Source organism: Ralstonia pickettii, assembly GCF_001699815.1.
GTDB lineage: Bacteria > Pseudomonadota > Gammaproteobacteria > Burkholderiales > Burkholderiaceae > Ralstonia > Ralstonia thomasii.
The window spans coordinates 350,787-371,427 of sequence record NZ_MCGB01000025.1 but is presented as its reverse complement, the minus strand read 5'-3'; the positions used below and the strand labels follow the sequence as shown (position 1 = coordinate 371,427).

Genomic DNA, 20,641 nt, shown 5'->3' with positions numbered 1-20,641 from the left:
TTTTTTCTTCTAGAGTGTTGACAGGATCGCAGGATCCCGTAATAATTACAGCTTCGGTACACGCACACCTGCCCAGGTGGCGGAATTGGTAGACGCACTAGTTTCAGGTACTAGCGGGTAACTCCGTGGAGGTTCGAGTCCTCTCCTGGGCACCAGAGTTTAGGAACGGCGCAACGCAAGTTGCGCCGTTTTTCTTTTCCGCGGCCGGATTGTTGTTGTTCAGTAGCTGACGCGACATTCCGCTAAGGGCGACGTGCATTGTGTCTTGGCTATCGCGCCAGGGCCGAACCAGGATCACTGGCCTCACCTGCCCCAACGCTGGGTGGGCTCGAAGCCAATGCGTCCACAAAAGACACACCACGCTTCGATCAACCGCGCAGCTCGCATTGGACAACTCCTGCAAAGCCAATCCGTACGCGGGTTTCGGGCCAACGCTGCGCCCGTGACATCAGGTTACCGAAGTGGCACGCACGACGCAAGCCGCACACGCCACTCCATCGCGCCTCGACGCAATCGACCAACGCCTCAAACCCCCGGCGCCTCACCGTTGCCAGCCGGGCGCGACTTGCCGCGCTTGATCCACGCCGCCAGATTGTGGGGACGCAGCGTATCGTATTCCTCGAATGGTTGATGGATCCAGGGGTTGGTCGGCAGAAACTGAACGGCATAGTCGGGCTTGATCTTCGAGCACCCCTTGTGCCACAGCACAGCGGTACGCACGTCGGTCACGGCCGGATAACGCTCTTTCAGGTGACGCCCGACACGCTCCAGCGTGACCCCCGAATCCACCAGATCGTCCACCAGCAGCACGCGGCCGGACAGCTCGCCACGCGTCATAGTGATGTATTGCGCGATGTCGAGATCGCCTTGCTGCGTGCCGGCGGCTTCGCGATAGCTGCTGGTCGCCAGGATGGCCAACGGCAGATCGTAGATGCGCGAAAGCTGATCGCCAACACGCAAGCCGCCGCGCGCCAGGCACAGAATCTTGTCGAACTTCCAGCCCGACTCGTGCACGACGAGCGCCAAGCGCTCGATCAGGCCGTGGTAGTCGTCCCAGGACACCCACAGGTGCGAGTCGTCGTTGATCGGCTGGTTCATGGTGTACCTCTTCGTATCGTCAATACGGCGTGAGTTGCCGCTATCGTGTTCTGTTGAAAACGGGCTCCATGCAAATTCGCCCGGCAAATCACCGGGCGAATCTGGGAGCTGCGCGTCAGTCCTTGTAGGGATGACGCAGCAGGATGGTCTCGTCCCGGTCAGGACCGGTCGAAATCATGGCAATCGGAATACCGGCCACTTCTTCGACGCGCTTCAGGTAAGCCTGAGCGGTCTGGGGCAGCGCATCCCACTCCTTCAAACCGAAGGTCGAGGTGTTCCAACCCGGGAATTCTTCGTAGATCGGCTGGCAACGCGCCACGGCATCGGAGCCACGCGGCAAGATGTCAATTTGCTTGCCATCGAGCATGTAGCCAACGCACAGCTTGAGGGTTTCCAGGCCATCCAGCACATCGAGCTTGGTCATGCACAGGCCCGACACACCGTTGATCTGGATCGCTCGGCGCAGCGCGGCAGCATCCAACCAGCCCGTGCGGCGCGGCCGGCCGGTGACCGAGCCGAATTCCTTGCCGACATTGGCCAGACGCACGCCAATCGGATCTTGGCGCGCGGGGTTGTCCGCGTCATACAGTTCGCTCGGGAACGGGCCGGAACCCACGCGCGTGCAATACGCCTTGGTGATGCCAAGGATGTAATGCAGTTGGCCCGGGCCGACACCCGCGCCCGCGGCGGCATTACCCGCCACGCAGTTGCTCGACGTGACGAACGGATAGGTGCCGTGGTCGATATCGAGCAGCGTACCTTGCGCGCCCTCGAACATCAGGTTCTTACCGGCGGCGTTGGCAGCGAACAGTTCAGCCGACACGTCCGTCACCATCGGGGCGAGGCGGCCGGCGTAGGACAGCATCTCGTCCAGCGTTTGCTGGAAGTCCAGCGCCGGATGATTCAGGTACTGCGTCAGAACAAAGTTGTGGAAATCCAGGTTCTCGCGCAGACGCTCGGCAAAGTAAGCCGGGTCGAACAGGTCCTGCACGCGCAGCCCGCGGCGGGCCACCTTGTCTTCGTACGCCGGGCCGATACCGCGACCGGTGGTGCCGATCTTGGCGGCGCCGCGCTTGGCTTCGCGCGCCTTGTCGATGGCCACGTGGTACGGCAGGATCAGGTTGGTCGCTTCCGAAATGCGCAGTCGGTTCTGCACCTGCACACCGGCGGATTCAAGCTCGTCGATTTCCTTGAACAGCGCCTCAGGCGACAGCACAACACCGTTGCCGATGTAACACGCGACGCCGTCACGCATGATGCCCGACGGGATCAGACGCAGAATCGTCTTCTTACCGCCGATGATGAGGGTATGGCCTGCGTTATGTCCGCCCTGGAAACGAACCACGCCTTGCGCATGATCGGTCAGCCAATCGACGATTTTCCCTTTACCTTCGTCACCCCATTGGGTGCCGATGACGACGACATTGCGTCCTTGGCTCACTGCTGGTGCGGACATGTTGAATTTGCAGATGGGTTAAAAACGTATTCTACCCTTGTTGCCAGGGGCTTCCCTGAAATTACGGGGTATTTACACAACGTTATGCAACAGCCTCAGATCGAAGCGTTGCGCGGCTTGACGATCCAGCGGCCGCTCTCTTCGACGAGTTGCCGGTCGTAGGCGAATTCCTCCAGGTCTTCCGGGTGGCCCGGCAGCGACTGGATCACGATTTCGCCCGCAGCGCGCAGCGCGGCAATCGCCTCGCGCAGTTTGGCGTCCCCCGACCAGGGCGCGTGAATGGCAGCGGCCCGCGCTTCCACCGGCGAAATCCCGGCGACCTCACGCAGGTCCAGCGAAAAACCGGTCGCAGGACGCGCGCGGCCGAAAGCCTCTCCGACCTTGTCATACCGGCCGCCACGCGCCACGGCATTCGGTACGCCGGCCACATAGGCAGTAAACATCACACCACTGTGGTAATGGTAGCCACGCAAATCGGCGAGGTCGATGTTAACGGTCGCACCGCCTGCACGCTCTGCCAGCGTAGCCAAGTCGTCGAGCGCACGGCCAATGGCTGGCAGCGCGGGCAACTGCTTGCGCGCACGAGCGAGCACATCCACACCGCCGTACAGTGCCGGCAGCAGATTGATGGCATCGCGCTGCGCCGGCGGCAGATCGACCGTGATGGCGCGCAGAGCGGGCACATCCTTGGCGGCGAGCGCTGTGAAGAGGTCGTCCTGAATGCGGGCGGCGATCGGCGATTGCTCCAGCAGCGCCGCCACCACGCCAACGTGGCAGAGGTCCAGGCGCACATCTGCCAAACCAGCGGCCGACAGCGCGGCGAGCATCAGCTCCTGGATTTCCAGATCGGCCTCCAGACCGGCATGGCCATAGATTTCGGCACCGATCTGCAGCGGCTCGCGCGTGACGTGGAATCCGCTTGGGCGCGTATGCAACACCGAACCCGCGTAGCACAGACGCGTCACGCCAGCACGATTCAGCAAGTGGGCGTCGATGCGGGCGACTTGCGGCGTAATGTCCGCGCGCAGGCCGATGGTGCGGCCCGAGAGCTGATCGACCAGCTTGAATGTCTTCAGGTCCAGATCATGGCCGGTGCCCGAGAGCAGCGACTCGATGTATTCCAGCATCGGCGGCATGACCAGTTCGTAGCCGTAGGTGCGGAACAGGTCGAGCATGCGGCGACGCAACTCTTCAATCTTGCGTGCCTCGGAAGGCAGCACGTCAGCAATGGATTCAGGCAGCAACCAATTGGTCGGCATGGCGGTCTCGCTCTGGAGTCTTGGTACGGCAGAAATTCGTAAAAAGGCAGGAAGTGCGCTAGCGATGCAGCAACCGCAGGAGGATCAGCCCGATCGCCATCGACACAAGGCCGACCATGCGAAGCTTTTCGTCGGGCAGATCAGTCAGCGTCTGGAACGCGCGTCGCCAGGCGTGGGGCGCCACGAACGGCAAGATGCCCTCGAATACGAGCACCAGCGCGCACGCTGCGAGCAAAACGTTGGGGAGTGACTCTTCCATGGGATGCGGTTGGCAAACGAACAAAACCCCGGCAAGCCGGGGTCTGTCCGCCTCAAATAATCAGCGAAGCATTGTACTAGCGATGTCGCCCCGTCTGGGCAGCCGGCGCTGCTGACGAGCTGCCGCCGTTCGGGCTGCGCATGTATTTGAAGAAATCGTTGTTCGGCTGCAGCACCATCACGTCCTTCCGATCTCGGAACGATGCGCGATACGCCTCCATGGAGCGCCAGAATGCGGCGAACTGCGGATCACGGCCAAACGCCTCGGCATAAATGTCAGCGGCGCGGGCATCGCCTTCCCCCTTGATCTTCTGCGCATCTCGGTAGGCATCGGCCAGGACGACTTCGCGCTGACGGTCGGCATCGGCGCGGATTTTTTCGCCCTCAGCAGCCCCCGTCGAACGCAGCTCGTTGGCCACGCGCTTGCGCTCGGCTTCCATGCGACGGTAGACCGATTCGGTCACGCTGGCCAGCAGATCCACCCGCTTCAGGCGCACGTCGATGATGTCCACGCCGACCGACTTGCCGTACTCCTGTACGCCCTTGAGGATGCTCTGCATCACAGCTTCGCGATCCGTCGATACCACGTCGGAAACAGTGCGGCGCGCAAACTCATCTCGGGCGATGGAGTTGATCTTCTGCGTCATGCTGTCCTGCGCAAGGCGGCTATCGCCCTTGAAGCTCACGTAGAACAGACGCGGATCGGACACGCGCCACTTCACGAACCAGTCGACCAGCAGGTTCTTTTTCTCTGCCGTAATGAAACGATCGGCGCCGGCCACATCGATGGTCTGCAGGCGCTTATCCATGAACACCACGTTCTGCAGCGGGGGCGGAAGCTTGAAATGCAGCCCCGGCTCCTTGATGACCTGCTTGATCTCCCCAAAGGCGAATACCACGGCGTACTGCCGCTGATCCACCACGAACACCACCGACGAGAACACCGCCAGGGCAATGACCAGCGCCACGAAGGCAGAAATCAGACGATTCATAGTGCCCTCCTGTTAGCGCGAATCGCGGTCACGGTTGCGCAGCGCTTCGCGCGAGCGCGAATCTGCGTCATTGGCCGGTGACGGATTGGAGGGAGTGGGCACGCCCTGCGCAGAACCGCTGTCCTGCGCAGAAGCACCCGGCGCGGGAGCCGGGCGCGATGTGTCGCCCTGCGTTTGCGCGATCAGCTTGTCCAGCGGCAAATACAAGAGGCTGCCATTGCTCTGGTCGACCAAGACTTTCGTCGAATTGGCGTAAATGTCTTGCATGGTTTCCAGATAGATACGGTCGCGCGTGACCTGCGGCGCTTTCGCGTACTCACGTTGCACCGACGCAAAGCGCGCCGCATCACCTTCCGCACGCGCAGTGACGCGTGCCTTGTAGCCTTGGGCCTCTTCGCCCAGACGCGCGGCCGTGCCCTTGGCGCGCGGCACCACGTCATTGGCGTAAGCCTGACCTTCAGAAATGGCACGCTCGCGGTCCTGGCCAGCCTTGGTCACGTCATCGAACGCGGCCTGCACCTGCTCGGGCGGCTGCACGCTCTGCACGTTCACGCTGAGGATTCGAATCCCGGTCTTGTACGCCGACAAGATGCGTTGAATCGATTCCGCGAGATTACGGCCCACAGCATCACGACCTTCGTACAGAACCGCATCCATCTTGTTGCGACCGACGATCTCGCGCACCGACGTCTCGGCCGCCTGCGTCACCAGTTCTTCATCGCCGCCACGGTCCGTACGGTTGTAGAACAGGTAGTCGACGGGATTGGCAATGTTGTACTGGACCGAGAAGCGCACGTCGACGATGTTCTCGTCCTGCGTGAGCATCGAGGAATCTTTCAGGTTCGTGTCCTTGATCTGGGTAGTCCGACCGATTTCAAGCGTGCGCACACCCGACAGGTTCACGATTTCGTGCGATTCGACCGGATACGGCAGACGCCAGTTAATACCCGGCGTTGCCAGGTACTTGAAACGGCCGAACTGCAGGATCACGCCCGTCTGGCCTTCCTGCACGATAAAGAAACCGCTGGCTAGCCACAGGCCAACGAGCACCGCCAGCAGCACGCCGATGCCCAGGCCCGAGCCGCCACGGCCGTTACCGGGACGCAGCGGCGTGGGGCCGTCGCTACCGTTACCGCTGTCCTTGCGGCCGAACAGGTTGTTCAGGCGGCGATTGAAGTCGCGCCACAACTCGTCAAGGTCGGGGGGGCCATCCTGAGGCGGTTTGCTTTGACGCTTTGGTTCGTCTTTGTTGCCTTCGCGCTCGGCGTTGTTGTTGTCATCGCCGCGACCCCAGCGCGGATCGTTCAGCGAAAGCAGCACACGCAAGCGGTGCCACAAACCTCGCGCCGGACGCGGCGAGGCCATGGAAGAAGACTGGGTCGAAATCTCGGGCATGAGCGGTCGGGCTTGTCCTGATTGTCTGACTGCGAAGAAGTAGCGGGCCATTCTATCAGCCCTCTTCGTCACCTTTGGCGGAAGAACCGCTGCTCGGCAAGCTTTGCGACAGTTCGTCACGGTGGGCCGGCGGCGAATCACGTCGGGTGTCGAAGCGCGGATCGAAATCGCCGCCATGCGACGCGGGGTGCTCACGCAGGCGGATCGCAGTCTCGACCAGCGCTTCGCGCAACAGATCGAGCCCGGTCCCTTCTATGGCGGAAACGAACACGCGCCGCACAGCGCCGGTTTCGTCTCGCTCGATGCGCGGGCCAGCCGCGCGCAGCTCCTCAGCCGCGTCGATCTTGTTCATCACCAGAATTTGGGGGATGCCGCTGGCATTGATTTCGTCCAGCACGCGATCGACCTGCTCCATCTGCTCGTGCTTGACTGTGCTGGCGGCGTCCACCACATGCAGCAGCACGTCGGCGTGCACGGTTTCTTCCAGCGTGGCACGGAATGCGGCCACCAGTTGCGTCGGCAAATCGCGGATGAAACCGACCGTGTCCGACAGCACCACATTGCCCAGCCCTTCCAGGTACAAACGGCGAGAGGTCGTATCCAGCGTGGCGAACAACTGGTTGGCAGCGTACGCGCGTGCCTTGGTCAGCGCATTGAACAGCGTCGATTTGCCGGCGTTGGTATAGCCGACCAGGGAGACGGAAAACGCGTCGTTGCGGCTGCGTGAACGGCGCTGGGTGTCGTGCTGACGCTGGAGTTTGTCCAACTCGGACGACAGACGCTTGGCGCGTTCGTCCAGCATCCGGCGGTCCAGTTCGAGCTGACGCTCGCCCGGGCCGCCGCGCAGGCCGACGCCGCCCTTCTGGCGTTCCAAGTGGCTCCACGCCCGGACCAGACGGGCCGCCTGGTACCGCACGCGAGCAAGTTCTACCTGCACCTTGCCCACGTGGCTCTGCGCGCGCTGGCTGAAGATGTCAAGGATGAGGCCAGTCCGGTCGACTACGTGGCGCCCGAAAAAGCGCTCGAGGTTACGCTGCTGAGCGGGACTCAGCGCGTGGTTGAAGATGACGATCTCCGCATCCTCCTCGTCTGCGGCGATCTTCACTTCTTCCGCCTTGCCAGCACCGATGAACAGCGCCGCATCGGGCCTGGTGCGCTTACCGGTAACCGCGCGCAGCGGTTCAGAGCCGGCGGTCGAGGCCAGTAGCGCCAGTTCACTCAGACTTTCCTGGAAATCATGTTTGCCGAAATCGACTGCGACCAAAATAGCGCGTGTCGGCTCCGAGCTGGAGGTGGGATGGGATGCCAAACGGGGAATGGAGAAGGGAGAAACGGGGTGGGTGCGTCCCGCCGCGCGGACGGCGGCGGGAGCGAGGCAGAATCAGGCGTCAGGCGCTTCGTCCACACGGAAATTCACGGCACGGGCCGGCACCACGGTGGAGATTGCGTGCTTGTACACCATCTGCGTCACGGTATTACGCAGGAGCACGACGTACTGGTCGAACGACTCGATGTTGCCTTGCAGCTTGATACCGTTGACGAGGTAGATCGACACCGGCACATGCTCCTTACGCAGCGCATTCAGAAACGGGTCTTGTAGCAATTGCCCTTTGTTGCTCATGGCACACTCCAGATTTATAGGTTTAGTGATGGGTTATGGGGCTAGGAAGCCCGGGTTCAAGCAGGCGACGCAAAAAAAGTTCGTCAAAAGAGTCGGCCAGACGCGTCCAAATGACGCCAATGGCGCCTGGGGTTTGCAGACACCAAGCGCCATGTCTCGAGAATTTAGCCTTAGAAATCAGGGAAAGCAAACGGAAAACCGATGACCCCGCCATATGAATTGGCTCGGCCTTTTTGGTGATCCCCCGTTCGAATGCCCCCGCGTCACACGCCCCTGCCGACGAGCACCGCCCGCGCGCTGCTCAATCGTTCGATTGGGCGTACGGGTTTTTGTTCGTACGAAATTCGATCCGCAGCGGTGTGCCCTTCAGTTGGAAGGCCTCGCGGAAACGCCCTTCCAGGAAGCGGCGATAGGTTTCAGGAATATTCGACAATGCATTGCCGTGAATCACCACGATCGGCGGGTTGGAACCGCCCTGGTGCGCGTAGCGCAGCTTAGGGCGTGAAACGCCTGCGCGTCGCGGCTGCTGATACTCGACCGCCTCCATCAGCACACGCGTGAGCTTGGGCGTCGGCAGCTTGACCATGGCGGCAGCATAAGCGGCGTCCACGGACTTCATCAGCGCACCAATGCCCGTACGTTCCTTGGCGGAGATGTAATGCACGTTGGCAAACGACAGGAACTGCAGCTTGCGCTCCATATCGTGCTTGATGCGATCGCGGGCATGCCCGGTCAGGCCATCCCACTTGTTCACACCGATTACCAGCGCGCGGCCGGATTCGACGATGAAGCCGGCGATATGCGCGTCCTGATCAGAAATGTCCTGCTGCGCATCGAGGATCAGCACAACCACGTTGGCGTCGGCAATCGACTGCAGCGTCTTCACCACCGAGAACTTCTCGATTGCTTCAAACACCTTGCCGCGCTTGCGCAAGCCTGCCGTATCGATAAGCGTGTAAGGCTTGCCGTTACGTTCGAAATCCACGTAGATGGCGTCGCGCGTGGTGCCGGGCATATCGAACGCAATCACGCGCTCTTCGCCGATCAGCGCGTTCACCAGCGTCGACTTGCCCACGTTCGGACGGCCAACGATGGCGATACGGGTACCGTGGTCGTGCGCGTCGGCTGCCTCGGCAAGCTCGGGGCGCTCGGCAAATGCCAGGTCGAGCGCCTCCGCCACCAAATCATTGACTCCGTCGCCGTGCGCGGCCGAAATGGCAGCCGGATCGCCCAGACCAAGCTCGTAGAAATCGCTGGCGACGGCGGTGTAGCGCATGCCCTCGGCCTTGTTGACGGCGAGGAGGATGCGGCGCCCGGTTTTGCGCAGGTAATCGGCGATCACGCGATCCTGCGGCGCCAGTCCCAGGCGTCCATCGACGATGAAGATCACGACATCGGCTTCAACCACGGCCTGGCGCGTCTGCTTGGCCATCTCAGCCACGATGCCTTCCTTGGCAACGGGTTCGAAGCCGCCGGTATCGATGGCGATGAACGGACGGTCGCCCACGCGGCCTTCGCCGTAGTGGCGATCGCGCGTCAGGCCAGGAATATCCGCGACCAACGCGTCACGCGAGCGGGTCAGACGATTGAAGAGGGTCGATTTGCCGACATTCGGCCGCCCTACAAGGGCAATGACTGGTTTCATGCTTGTGTGCCGTACGCGAATGGCGCCACGGCAAATTCTGGTTGCTGCAACTGCGGTTGGCATCTGCACGGCTGAATGCCTGATGACGCAGATGCAAGACGCCCGCGGAGTACGCGGGCGCAAGTTCAAGGCGGCGCAGCCGCCCCGATGTGATGCGTGTGCCGCCGCAGACCACTCGGGCCGCGGCCGCGAATGTTACTTCGGCAGATAGCCGTAGACACCGCCGCCGCGGGTTTGGACGACGAGTGTCTGGCCGACCACCACAGGTGCTGCGCCAATGGCGCTGCCGTCGGTTTTCACGCGCGCGACGAACTTGCCATCATCGCGCGACAGGAAATGCAGCCAACCTTCGGAATCGCCCACGATGACCGCACGGCCAAACGCCAGCGGCGTACCGAGGTCGCGCCATAGCAGCGCGTCGTTTTTCCAGAGGTCGGCACCGTTTTGTGCGTTAAAGCCATAGACAACCGACTTCTCGTCAGCGGCGAACAACCCGCCATCATCTTGCGTCACGCCGGTCGGCGACGAGAAATCACGACCCCAGCGCGGGGCGCCAGTGCTCATATCAAAACACGCCACGCGACCTTGGAAACTGGCTGCACAGACTTGCGAACCGTTGACCGACGGCGCACCGGTCACATCGTTCAGCCGCTCGATTTCCGATACGCCACGCGGATACGACACGGCAGCTTCCCAGCGCAGCGCGCCATTGCTGGCCGACAGCGCGCCCAGCTTGCCACCGGCAAAACCCAGGATGATGTTATCGCCGGCAAAAATCATCGGCAGACTGCTGCGCAGGTTCAGCGCCGAGGGAGAACGCTGATAGATCCACTTGCGTTCGCCATTGCTTGGGTCCAGACCCAGGACGCGGCCATCCGTCGTGCGGACGATCACCAATCCCTGGCCAACCAGCGGCGCCGTCAGGACTTCACCGTTGACGGCGACTTTCCACTTCTGCGTGCCCTTCTCGTCGAAAGCGATGACCGCGCCCTTCTCACCCGCCACGACGGTCAGCGAGCCGTCGCTGCCAGGGCCAGTGGTCAGGTCCACGTCCGCCTTGCCTTGCCAGACCGTGCGGCCGGTCGCGCCATCCAGGGCGGTCACAGTACCGCCGGCGGCCGACACGTAGACGTTGTTGCCCGCCACAGCCGGCTGCATCACATAGCGGCCGCTCTTGCCGACGCTGACGCTCCACACCTGACGCACGGCCAGCACTTGCTGAACTTCCATCAGCTTGGCCGGCTCATGCTTGTTCTTGCTGCTGAACAGCGAGCAACCGCCAAGGACAGCCGTCGCTGCCAGTGCCAGCACTGCCACGCGCGCCGCCTGTGCAATACCGCGCGCGACACCACCCTGCTCAAGTGCGTGAATCATGAAATCGGGATCCTTTTGTTATGCGTTGAACTGCACGAGGGTGCGCCAATCAGGCGCCGCCCAGGGCATCCAGCTTGAACTGCACGATCTGGCGCGCCGAAGCGTCAGCCGGACCGAACTTTTCCAACGCCAGCTTGTAGGCAGCGCGGGCGTCTTCGTTCTTGTTCTGCGCGGCCAGCAGATCGCCGCGACGATCGGCGTAGAGCCCGGCGAACGCCGGCGCAACGTCGCCGGAGACTAGCGCGATGCCCTGATCGTAGGCTTTCTCATCGAGCAGAAGGCCAGCCAGGCGCAGCTTGGCGAGCGCCTTGTATTCGTCGTCGCGCGCATGATCAACCGTCCATTGCAGCTGCGCCTTGGCGCTGGCTACATCGTTGGCTTCGTACAGCGCCTTGGCTGCGGCCAGCGCGGTCATCTGCGCGTAAGCCGTGCCGCCGAACTTGTCTTCCATGTCAGTGGCGGCGCGCTTGATCTTCTCAGCATCCTTGCCATCAACGGCCTTCTGTACCTGCTCGTACAGCACGGACGCTTCGCCGGCCTGCTTGCGCTGCCAGTTCTTCCAGCCAAACCAACCGGCCACAGCCAGCAGCACCACGATGGCGACCCATGTGACTACGTTGCCGTTATCACGCCACCAGTGCTTGAGGCTCTCAATTTGTTCCTGTTCTTCGAGATCGTAGGCCATGCTTTGCAGAGCTTGAATATTGGGAGTGAATCGCGGTCGTTCGCTGCCGAGGTCAGCTGCCCGCTGTTAGTCGTTATTGGCCACCATGGCGTCGATCAGGCGGTCGACCAGTTGGTCCGACGGCACGGTCTGCTGGGCATCCGCGGTCGGATCGCCCCGCAGCGGCTTGATCTGGGCGACGCCTTGGGTGACTTCGTCGTCGCCAATGATAACCGCATAGGATGCGCCACTTGCGTCAGCACGCTTGAACTGCGACTTGAAGCTACCGTTACGACCTTCCGGCGAGGCGTGAAGGATGACGTCGAGGCCGGCGTCGCGCAGTCGCTCTGCCGCGATCAGCGCCTGAACCTGCGCCTCGTCGCCCTGGTGGACGATGTAGACGTCACAGCCTTGCGCTTCAGGCTCCAGCTTTTCCTCACGCAACAATTCGATGATGCGCTCCACGCCCATCGCCCAGCCGCATGCGGGGGCAGGCTTGCCGCCTATCTGCTCGATCAGCGGGTCATAGCGGCCACCCCCCGCCACTGTGCCTTGCGCGCCCAGCTTGTCGGTCGTCCACTCAAAGACCGTGAGGTTGTAGTAATCTAGCCCGCGCACCAGACGCGGGTTGATGATGAACGGAATGTTGTTCGCCTTGAGCAGCTTCTGCACGCCTTCAAAGTGCGCGCGCGATTCGTCGCCCAGGTAGTCGAGCAGCTTCGGCGCGCCGGCAGCCATGTCCTGCAGCGCGGGGTTCTTGGTGTCGAGCACGCGCAGCGGGTTGGTGTACAGACGGCGTTTGCCGTCCTCATCCAGAACGTCCTGGAAACCTTCCAGATATTTGATGAGATCGGCACGGTGCGCGGCACGCTCTTCCGCCTGTCCGAGCGAGTTCAGCTCCAGCTTCAGGCCGACCAGGCCGAGGTCGTCCCACAGGCGCTGGCACATCAGGATGACTTCAGCGTCGATGTCCGGGCCTGCAAAGCCCAGCGCTTCCACACCCACCTGATGGAATTGGCGATAGCGGCCGCGCTGCGGACGCTCGTGGCGGAACATCGGGCCGGTGTACCACAGGCGCTTCGGGCCGTCGTACAGCAGGTTGTGCTCGATCACGGCGCGCACAGCGGCAGCGGTGCCTTCGGGGCGCATGGTCAGTTGTTCGCCGTTCAACGCATCGGTGAAGGTGTACATCTCCTTCTCGACGATGTCCGTCACCTCGCCGATGCCACGCACAAACAGTTGCGTCTGCTCAACGATCGGCGTGCGGATCTGCTGGTAGCCATAGGCGCGCAGCATGCTGCGCACGGCGTTATCAAAGTGCTCCCACAGCGGGGCATCAGCAGGCAGCAAGTCGTTCATGCCTTTGACGCCAGCGATCTTCTGCACGCGTTGTTTTTGTGTATCGCTCATGATGTCACGTTGAAAGCCGACTTCTCGCATCTACCTTCATGCAGAGCCGGCCGGTCGTTTCGTGCTTCGGCTTTGGTTTCCGAAGCCTGATGTCGCTTTAGACCGTCGCAGGAGTCTGTGCGCCGTAATGCGTCCGCACGTACTCGTCGACGATCGCCTGGAATTCTTCTGTGATGCGCTCGCCGCGCAGTGTTTTCACCTTCACGCCGTCAACGAAAACCGGCGCCGCCGGCGACTCGCCCGTGCCTGGCAGCGAAATGCCGATATTGGCGTGCTTGCTCTCTCCGGGGCCGTTGACGATGCAGCCCATCACGGCCACATTCATCTCTTCGACGCCGGGGTACTGCTCCTTCCACACCGGCATCTGCTCGCGCAAATACGACTGGATGCGCGCCGCCAGTTCCTGGAACACCGTGCTGGTCGTGCGCCCGCAACCCGGGCACGCGATCACCATGGGCGTGAAATTGCGCAGGCCCATGGTCTGCAGAATCTCTTGCGCGACGATGACTTCCTTCTCGCGCGGCGCACCCGGTTCCGGCGTGAGCGAAATGCGGATCGTGTCGCCGATGCCTTCCTGCAGCAGCACCGACAACGCCGCCGTGGAAGCGACGATACCCTTGCTCCCCATGCCGGCCTCGGTCAGGCCCAGGTGCAGCGCGTAATGGCAGCGACGCGCCAACTCGCGGTACACAGCAATCAGATCCTGCACCGCCGACACCTTGCACGACAGGATGATCTGGCTGCCTGGCAAGCCCAGTTCTTCAGCCTTTTGCGCGGACTGGATCGCGGAGGTGATCAGCGCCTCGACCATCACGGCGCGGGCATCCCAGGGGGTTGCACGTTGCGCGTTCTCGTCCATGATGCGCGCAAGCAGATCCTGATCGAGGCTGCCCCAGTTCACGCCGATACGCACCGGCTTGTCATAGCGGCAAGCAATCTCGATCATCTGCGCGAACTGCGTGTCGCGCTTGGCACCCTGCCCGACGTTGCCGGGGTTGATCCGGTACTTGGATAGCGCCTGCGCGCACTCCGGATAGTCCTGCAGCAGCTTGTGGCCGTTGTAGTGGAAATCGCCGACAAGCGGCACATCCACACCCATGCGGTCGAGCTGCTCGCGGATGGCAGGCACCGCGGCCGCGGCGGCCGGGGTATCCACTGTGATGCGCACCAACTCAGAGCCGGCACGCGCCAGCTCCTTTACCTGGATTGCGGTACCGATGGCGTCCGAAGTGTCGGTATTCGTCATCGATTGCACGCAGACCGGCGCGTCGCCACCGACGTGCACGACACGATCACCCCAGCGGATTTGCGCGGCGCGCGAGTTCCGGCGCGGCAGCGGGCCCACCAAGGCTGGAGCGCAATCGAGAGGCGTGGAGATTTCCATGATCAGACAGGGCGCGCTGCCTACAGGCACCGCGCCAATTACAAAACGGTTCAGGGCAACGTGGCCCGTGCCACGCGATTGCGGGCGTACTTCTGCAGATCGACGGTCGCGCCACCCACGGCCAGCGATTCAACGGCTCCTGCATTGCCGAAGACGACCTTGAACGGCGGCGTGCCGGTCAGATCACGCGCGTCGCCTTCCTTGGAAATGCCACTGGCGAGCGTCTTGCCGGTCTTGTCCTTGATCTCGTACCAAGACGAACCGGAGAAGCGCACCGAGACCGAACCGCCGCCCGATTCAGCCGGCTTGGCAGCTTCTGTCGGCAGAGCAGCGACCGGAGCCTCGACGTTGATGACAGCCGGCTTGCCACCCGCAGCCGCTACGGCGGGCGCCGGAACGGCACCGTTGTCCGAACGCGGCAGCGTAGGCGGCGGCGCCAATGGCGCAGTCACCACACCCGATGCTGGAGCGGCCGGTGTAACAGGCGTCAGCGGTGTCGGCATCGAAGCGGCCGGCGTTTCGGACGGAGCCTGCTCAGTTGCTGGAGCCACTTGCGCGGGCGCGGTTTGCTCCGCAGCCGGCGTTTCCTTCGCGGTGGATTCGGTATTTTGCGTGGCTGCCGTTTGCGTGGCGAACCATTGCTTCAGACGGTCCATACCGGCCAGCGCACCGGCCGCCACAATCACCGCAACCAGCGCACCAATCAGCCAGCGGCCATTGCCGCCGCGACGCTTGGCGAAACTCGGCTTGTCGGAAAACGATTCACCCAGCCCGCCCTCGGGACGCAAGCCGATGTTGGTGACCGGCGCACGCGCGTTCAAACGCGCAACCTGGTCATCGACATCGACCTGCAGGGCGCGCGCATAGGCGCGCATGAGGCCCTTGGTAAACGTCATGTCAGGCAACGCACTGACATCCGCCGATTCCACCGCCAACAACTTGCCCGGGGCCACTTTCAGGCGCGTGGCCAGATCGTCGACAGTCAGCCGTTGACGCTCACGGCCGGCACGCAGACGTTCGGCAATCTCGCGCAGCGCATCGTCGCGCTCCGGCGAAGGGGCGGCAGGCGGATTCGAGACAGGCGCCGCGCCATGAGAAAAATCGGCAGCGCTTGCCACCTCGCGGTCAGTCATCCCAGGCTCCTCGTTCGAATGCCGCCTCTTCGGGCGCATTGGGGAAGCGGCGCTGCAATTGCGCGCTCCATGCGTTCTGCTGCGAAGTGTCGCCGAGGCGGCGCGCGATGCGAGCGCCCAGCCACAGGCTTTCTGCCGTCGGATTGCCGCGGCCATTCACACGCTCGATAAACGGCATGGCACGCGAATATTCGCGGCGTTTGTAGTACAGCTGCGCCAATGTCAGGTTGGTCAGCGAATTGTTTGCATCGATGTAGGTAGCGCGCGTCAAGCTCTTCTCGGCGCCATCCAGATCGCCCTGACGCATCTGGCAAACGCCCAGGTTCGTCCACGGTTTGGCGGGGCTGCCGGCGGCCGGCGCCTCGATGGCTTGGCGCAGCATCGCCATGCCTTGATCTGGCTTGCCGCCTTGCGAGCACAGGAACCAGCCGTAGTTGTTCAGCAGGTCACCGTCTCGTGGTGTCGCGGCCAGAGCGCTGCGGAAACTCTCGTCAGCCTGTTCGCGTTGACCAAGGTTCATGTAAGCCAGCGCGCGGATGTGATACGCATTCGGCACGTTCGAGTCGATCGCGATGGCGTTCTTGATTTCCTCAAGCGCTGTCGCATTCTGGCCGGCTTCCAGGTACTGCGTCGCGAGTTGTAATCGGATCGCGGCCCGGCGACCGGCGTCGGCCTTTTGATCGGGTACTGTTGTAACTTCTCGTGTCTGTGTCTGGACCGGCGGCGACAACGCGCACCCGGCGGCTGCCAGCGTGAAGACCAGACTGACAGCAGTCGACCAACGCTTCATGCGGTACCCATGCGGTGAGTTGAGTCGGCCCCGACCACGGGGATCTCGACGATCTTGCCGAACTTGCCGCGCTCGGCCAAGCGCGTGCGGTCCTTGACCTCGCCAGCGAGCTGGCCGCAGGCCGCATCGATGTCGTCGCCCCGCGTCTTGCGGATGGTGGTGACGATGCCGGCATCCAGCAGCACTTGCGAGAAGCGGCGGATCTGCTCATTGTTCGAGCGCTTCAAGCCCGATTCCGGGAACGGGTTGAATGGGATCAGGTTGAACTTGCACGGCACGTCGGCCACGACGCGCAGCAGTTCACGGGCATGCTCGACGGTGTCGTTGACGCCGTCGAGCATGCAGTATTCAAAGGTGATGAAATCACGCGGGGCAAACTCGAGATAGCGGCGGCAGGCAGCCATCAGTTCGGCCAGCGGGTACTTCTTGTTGAGCGGCACGAGCACGTCGCGCAGCGCATCGTTGGACGCATGCAGCGACACAGCAAGCGCCACCGGCACATCCCGCGCAAGGCGGTCCATCATCGGAACCACGCCGGACGTGGATACCGTTACGCGCCGGCGCGAAAGGCCATACGCGTTGTCGTCAAGCATCAGAGCCAGAGCCGGCACCACAGCGTCGTAGTTCAGCAGCGGCTCACCCATGCCCATCATCACCACGTTGGTGATAACGCGGTCGTCCTTGGGGCCACGGCCAAGCTGCTTACGCATGGCGAATTCGGCCATCCAGAGCTGGCCGATGATCTCGCCAGTGCTGAGATTGCGCGAGAAACCTTGCTTGCCGGTCGAACAGAACCGGCAGTTGACGGCACACCCCGCCTGAGACGACACACATAGAGTGCCGCGCGTCTCTTCGGGGATGTAGACCGTCTCGACGGCATTGCCCTGCCCAACGTCGACCAGCCACTTGCGTGTGCCGTCCGACGAAAGGTGATCGGAAATGACCGCCGGCGCCTGGATGTTGGCGCGGGTCGCGAGCTTTTCGCGCAGCGACTTGGCGAGATCCGTCATCTCGCCAAACTCGGACGCACCCGACTGGTGAATCCAGCGCTGCAATTGCTTGGCGCGGAACGACTTCTCACCCAGGCTCTCGCAGTACGCGAGAAGACCCTGTGCGTCGAAATCGAGGAGATTCACCACATCGCTCATGACTTGCAACCCGAAACCACCAATCCCAGTCTAGTGTTGACGCTTAGCGGCTGTAAATGTTCAGGCCCGGGAAGAAGAAGGCGACTTCCACGGCAGCCGTTTCAGCAGCATCCGAACCGTGCACGGCGTTGGCGTCGATGCTGTCAGCGAAGTCGGCGCGAATCGTGCCCTTCTCAGCCTTCTTCGGGTCGGTAGCACCCATCAGGTCACGGTTCTTGGCGATTGCGTTTTCGCCTTCCAGAGCCTGCACCATCACCGGGCCAGAGATCATGAAGTCCACCAGATCCTTGAAGAACGGGCGCTCCTTGTGCACGGCGTAGAACTGCTCGGCTTCTGCGCGCGACAGGTGGATCATCTTGGCTGCGACGATCTTCAGGCCGGCTCCTTCGAAGCGGGCGTAGATCTGGCCGATGACATTCTTGGCCACGGCATCCGGTTTGATAATCGACAAAGTGCGTTCGAGCGCCATCAAAAACTCCAAAAAATGAAGGTGTTACGTGAAAGATAAACGTTAGATTCTAACACGGGAGGGAACCGGATGGATGTCAAGCGGTGCAACCGGATGCCGCGTACGCCGGCCGCATCAGGAGACGATATCGTCACGTTTCACTACAGGGCTCGTCGGCCCGACGAACACGCCTTAGCATCCCCTTATCGAGAGCACAAAAAATCACCCGTCAAGGGCATTTTCCGGCGCGATCGCCCACCAGTAGTCGGAACCGCGTGGCATGCTGACTCTCCAAGTAGGGACGGTGTGGCTTGCAAAAGCCCGGTTCGGATGCCACATTCGCTGTATCGTCGTATTGTCTGCAATGTCATTCACCCAAGGAGTTCGCATGGACAACCAACTCAACACGTACGGTTTTGGCGCTTCCGGCACCGCCGGCGCGTTGGCCGTCCGCAACCGCGTGCTGCGCAATACCTATTGGCTGCTCGCGCTTTCCATGATCCCCACCATCCTCGGTGCGTGGATTGGTGTCGCCACCGGATTCAACCTGATGGGGCGTAACCCGCTGATGGGTTTCGTCATCTTCATGGCAGTGGCCTTTGGCTTCTTCTACGCCATTGAGCGCTTCAAGAACAGCAGCCTGGGCGTGGCACTGCTGCTCGGCTTCACGTTCTTCATGGGGTTGATGCTGTCGCGGCTGATCGGCATGATTCTGGGCTTCTCGAACGGTGCGTCGCTCATCATGACGGCGTTCGGCGGCACGGCGATCATCTTTGGTGTGATGGCGACGGTAGCCACGGTCAGCAAGCGCGATTTCTCGGGCCTGGGTAAATGGCTGTTCATGGGCGTGCTGGTGCTGATCGTTGGCTCGGTGGCCAATATCTGGCTGCAATTGCCGGCGATGATGCTGACGATTTCGGTGCTGGCCATCGCGATCTTCTCCGCCTACATCCTGTTCGACGTGCAGCGCATCGTGAACGGCGGCGAGACCAACTACGTAACCGCCACCCTGGCGATCTACCTGGACGTCTACAATATCTTCACGAACCTGCTGGCGATCCTGGGGATCTTCGGCGGCAATCGTAACTAAGCACGCACAGCACGCTGGCAACAGCGCAGCGAAAAAAACCGGCGCCTGGTGCGCCGGTTTTTCTTTGTCCGTGAGACGCGGAATCGCTCAGATCAGTCGCGCTCGAACACCGCCATCGACTCAACATGCGACGTGTGCGGGAACATGTTCACCACGCCCGCACCCGCCAGTCGGTAGCCTGCCTCGTGCACCAGCAAGCCTGCGTCGCGCGCCAGCGTCGCCGGATTGCACGACACATAGATGATGCGCTTCGGCAGCAAATCGGCCGCATCACCGCCGCTCTGCGACAGCTCGGCCAGCGCCTTGGACACGGCCAGCGCCCCTTCGCGGGGCGGATCGATCAGCCAACGATCAAACTTGCCCAGCGCGGCAACGTCATCAGCCGACACCTCAAACAGATTGCGGCAAGCGAATGAGGTCTTCGTGTGCAGGCCATTGTGCTGGGCGTTGGCAAGCGCACGTGTCGTCAGCGCCTCACTGCCTTCGATGCCCATAACCTCGCGGGCACGTGTGGCCATCGGCAGCGTGAAATTGCCGATACCGCAGAACAGGTCGAGCAGCCGATCGCCCGGCTGCGCGTCGAGCAGTTTCAGCGCGCGCGACATCAGCACCCGGTTGATCTGGTGATTGACCTGCGTGAAATCCGTCGGCTTGAACGGCATGGTGATGCCGAACTCGGGCAACGTGTACGTCAGCGTGCGATCGAGCGGATAGAACGGATAGACCGTATCCGGGCCCTTCGGCTGCAGCCAGAACTGGATGTTGTGATGATCGGCGAAAGCACGCAGCTCCGCCTCATCCTCAGCGGTAATCGGCTCTAGGTTGCGCAACACCAGCGCGGTTACATCCTGGCCGACCGCCAGTTCGATCTGCGGCATACGTTGTACGATCGACAGGCGGCCCACCAATTCGCGCAACGGAACCAGCAGCGCGGACACGTGCGGCGGCAACACCTCGCACGACGTCATGTCCGCCACATAGCTGCTCTTTCGCTCGTGAAAACCCACCAGTACGCCGCCTTTGGCCGCAACATGGCGCACGGTCAGACGGGCGCGATAGCGATAGCCCCAATCCGGGCCAGCAATGGGGCGGAATACTACGTCGGGACGCAGCTTGGCCAGATGCCAGAGGTCGTCTTCCAGCACGCGCTGCTTGATCGCAACCTGTGCGCGCGAATCCAGATGCTGCATCGAGCAGCCACCGCACACTCCAAAGAACTTGCACTGCGGCGTCACGCGTGAAGCAGACTGGCGCAGAATGTTGACGACACCCGCCTGCTCGTACGACGGCTTTACGCGGTGACTGCGGTACATGACCCGCTCCCCCGGCAACGCGCCTTCCACGAACACAACCTTCCCCGGCGTGCCGTCCTCGTTGGTCAAACGGCCGATGCCGCGCGCTTCGCCATCCAGCGAGACGATGTCGAGCGGGCCCGCCACGGGCATTTCGGGCTTGCGGCGACCACGAGGCTTGGCC

Annotated in this window: 19 protein-coding genes and 1 tRNA gene; 2 read left to right on the top strand and 18 right to left on the bottom strand. The window is 62.3% G+C overall.

Annotation, left to right across the window (positions count from 1 at the left end; genetic code table 11):
* Window positions 1-70: 70 nt before the first annotated feature.
* Window positions 71-155: transfer RNA gene (locus tag BEK68_RS04885), tRNA-Leu, on the top strand.
* A gap of 370 nt (window positions 156-525) precedes the next feature.
* Here the strand turns inward: BEK68_RS04885 and BEK68_RS04880 are convergent.
* The 17 genes from BEK68_RS04880 to ndk form a co-directional block, all read right to left on the bottom strand.
* Window positions 526-1,098, bottom strand: a complete 573-nt coding sequence (locus BEK68_RS04880; RefSeq protein ID WP_004626329.1) for a phosphoribosyltransferase — start codon at window positions 1,096-1,098, stop codon at window positions 526-528.
* Window positions 1,099-1,213: 115 nt separating this feature from the next.
* A complete protein-coding gene (locus BEK68_RS04875) occupies window positions 1,214-2,554 on the bottom strand; it encodes an adenylosuccinate synthase (protein ID WP_004626326.1) in 1,341 nt (446 codons plus the stop codon).
* Between the two features lie 95 nt (window positions 2,555-2,649).
* Complete coding sequence (locus tag BEK68_RS04870) at window positions 2,650-3,813, bottom strand: ATP phosphoribosyltransferase regulatory subunit (RefSeq protein WP_012435324.1); 1,164 nt, start codon at window positions 3,811-3,813, stop codon at window positions 2,650-2,652.
* A 58-nt stretch (window positions 3,814-3,871) separates the two neighbouring features.
* On the bottom strand, window positions 3,872-4,072 hold the full coding sequence (locus tag BEK68_RS04865; RefSeq protein ID WP_004626323.1) for a DUF2065 domain-containing protein: 201 nt from the start codon (window positions 4,070-4,072) through the stop codon (window positions 3,872-3,874).
* 76 nt (window positions 4,073-4,148) lie between these two features.
* Window positions 4,149-5,063 carry a protease modulator HflC gene (gene hflC / locus BEK68_RS04860; RefSeq protein ID WP_012435323.1) on the bottom strand — a complete coding sequence of 305 codons (915 nt, stop codon included), beginning with the start codon at window positions 5,061-5,063 and terminating at the stop codon, window positions 4,149-4,151.
* Window positions 5,064-5,075: 12 nt separating this feature from the next.
* A complete protein-coding gene (gene hflK / locus BEK68_RS04855; RefSeq protein WP_024542255.1) occupies window positions 5,076-6,458 on the bottom strand; it encodes an FtsH protease activity modulator HflK in 1,383 nt (460 codons plus the stop codon).
* A 55-nt stretch (window positions 6,459-6,513) separates the two neighbouring features.
* On the bottom strand, window positions 6,514-7,767 hold the full coding sequence (hflX, locus tag BEK68_RS04850) for a GTPase HflX (RefSeq protein WP_012435321.1): 1,254 nt from the start codon (window positions 7,765-7,767) through the stop codon (window positions 6,514-6,516).
* Window positions 7,768-7,839: 72 nt separating this feature from the next.
* A complete protein-coding gene (hfq, locus tag BEK68_RS04845) occupies window positions 7,840-8,079 on the bottom strand; it encodes an RNA chaperone Hfq (protein ID WP_004626316.1) in 240 nt (79 codons plus the stop codon).
* 301 nt (window positions 8,080-8,380) lie between these two features.
* Window positions 8,381-9,724, bottom strand: a complete 1,344-nt coding sequence (gene der / locus BEK68_RS04840; RefSeq protein WP_004626313.1) for a ribosome biogenesis GTPase Der — start codon at window positions 9,722-9,724, stop codon at window positions 8,381-8,383.
* Between the two features lie 195 nt (window positions 9,725-9,919).
* Complete coding sequence (bamB, locus tag BEK68_RS04835) at window positions 9,920-11,098, bottom strand: outer membrane protein assembly factor BamB (RefSeq protein ID WP_004626311.1); 1,179 nt, start codon at window positions 11,096-11,098, stop codon at window positions 9,920-9,922.
* A gap of 49 nt (window positions 11,099-11,147) precedes the next feature.
* Window positions 11,148-11,783, bottom strand: coding sequence for a YfgM family protein (locus BEK68_RS04830; protein WP_004626309.1), 636 nt, complete (start codon window positions 11,781-11,783; stop codon window positions 11,148-11,150).
* A 66-nt stretch (window positions 11,784-11,849) separates the two neighbouring features.
* Window positions 11,850-13,172 (bottom strand): histidine--tRNA ligase, encoded by a 1,323-nt coding sequence (gene hisS, locus BEK68_RS04825; protein WP_024542254.1) that lies wholly within the window; start codon window positions 13,170-13,172, stop codon window positions 11,850-11,852.
* Window positions 13,173-13,269: 97 nt separating this feature from the next.
* Window positions 13,270-14,556, bottom strand: a complete 1,287-nt coding sequence (ispG, locus tag BEK68_RS04820) for a flavodoxin-dependent (E)-4-hydroxy-3-methylbut-2-enyl-diphosphate synthase (protein WP_004626306.1) — start codon at window positions 14,554-14,556, stop codon at window positions 13,270-13,272.
* Between the two features lie 50 nt (window positions 14,557-14,606).
* Complete coding sequence (locus BEK68_RS04815; RefSeq protein ID WP_012435319.1) at window positions 14,607-15,689, bottom strand: RodZ domain-containing protein; 1,083 nt, start codon at window positions 15,687-15,689, stop codon at window positions 14,607-14,609.
* The gene (pilW, locus tag BEK68_RS04810; protein WP_012435318.1) at window positions 15,682-16,479 is read right to left on the bottom strand and encodes a type IV pilus biogenesis/stability protein PilW; all 798 of its coding nucleotides are present in this window, start codon (window positions 16,477-16,479) and stop codon (window positions 15,682-15,684) included. The genes BEK68_RS04815 and pilW overlap by 8 nt, the downstream gene beginning before the upstream one ends.
* Window positions 16,476-17,627: a 23S rRNA (adenine(2503)-C(2))-methyltransferase RlmN gene (rlmN, locus tag BEK68_RS04805; protein ID WP_012435317.1), complete on the bottom strand. Its 1,152-nt coding sequence runs from the start codon at window positions 17,625-17,627 to the stop codon at window positions 16,476-16,478. Before rlmN ends, pilW begins: the two co-directional genes overlap by 4 nt.
* 43 nt (window positions 17,628-17,670) lie before the next feature.
* Entirely contained in the window at window positions 17,671-18,096 is a 426-nt protein-coding gene (ndk, locus tag BEK68_RS04800) for a nucleoside-diphosphate kinase (RefSeq protein WP_004626298.1), read from the bottom strand.
* A gap of 367 nt (window positions 18,097-18,463) precedes the next feature.
* Here ndk and BEK68_RS04795 point away from each other — a divergent pair, with 367 nt between their 5' ends.
* Window positions 18,464-19,165, top strand: a complete 702-nt coding sequence (locus tag BEK68_RS04795) for a Bax inhibitor-1/YccA family protein (protein ID WP_004626295.1) — start codon at window positions 18,464-18,466, stop codon at window positions 19,163-19,165.
* Between the two features lie 92 nt (window positions 19,166-19,257).
* On the opposite strand, the gene rlmD is transcribed toward BEK68_RS04795, so the two are convergent.
* Complete coding sequence (rlmD, locus tag BEK68_RS04790; RefSeq protein WP_012435316.1) at window positions 19,258-20,610, bottom strand: 23S rRNA (uracil(1939)-C(5))-methyltransferase RlmD; 1,353 nt, start codon at window positions 20,608-20,610, stop codon at window positions 19,258-19,260.
* Between the last annotated feature and the right edge of the window lie 31 nt (window positions 20,611-20,641).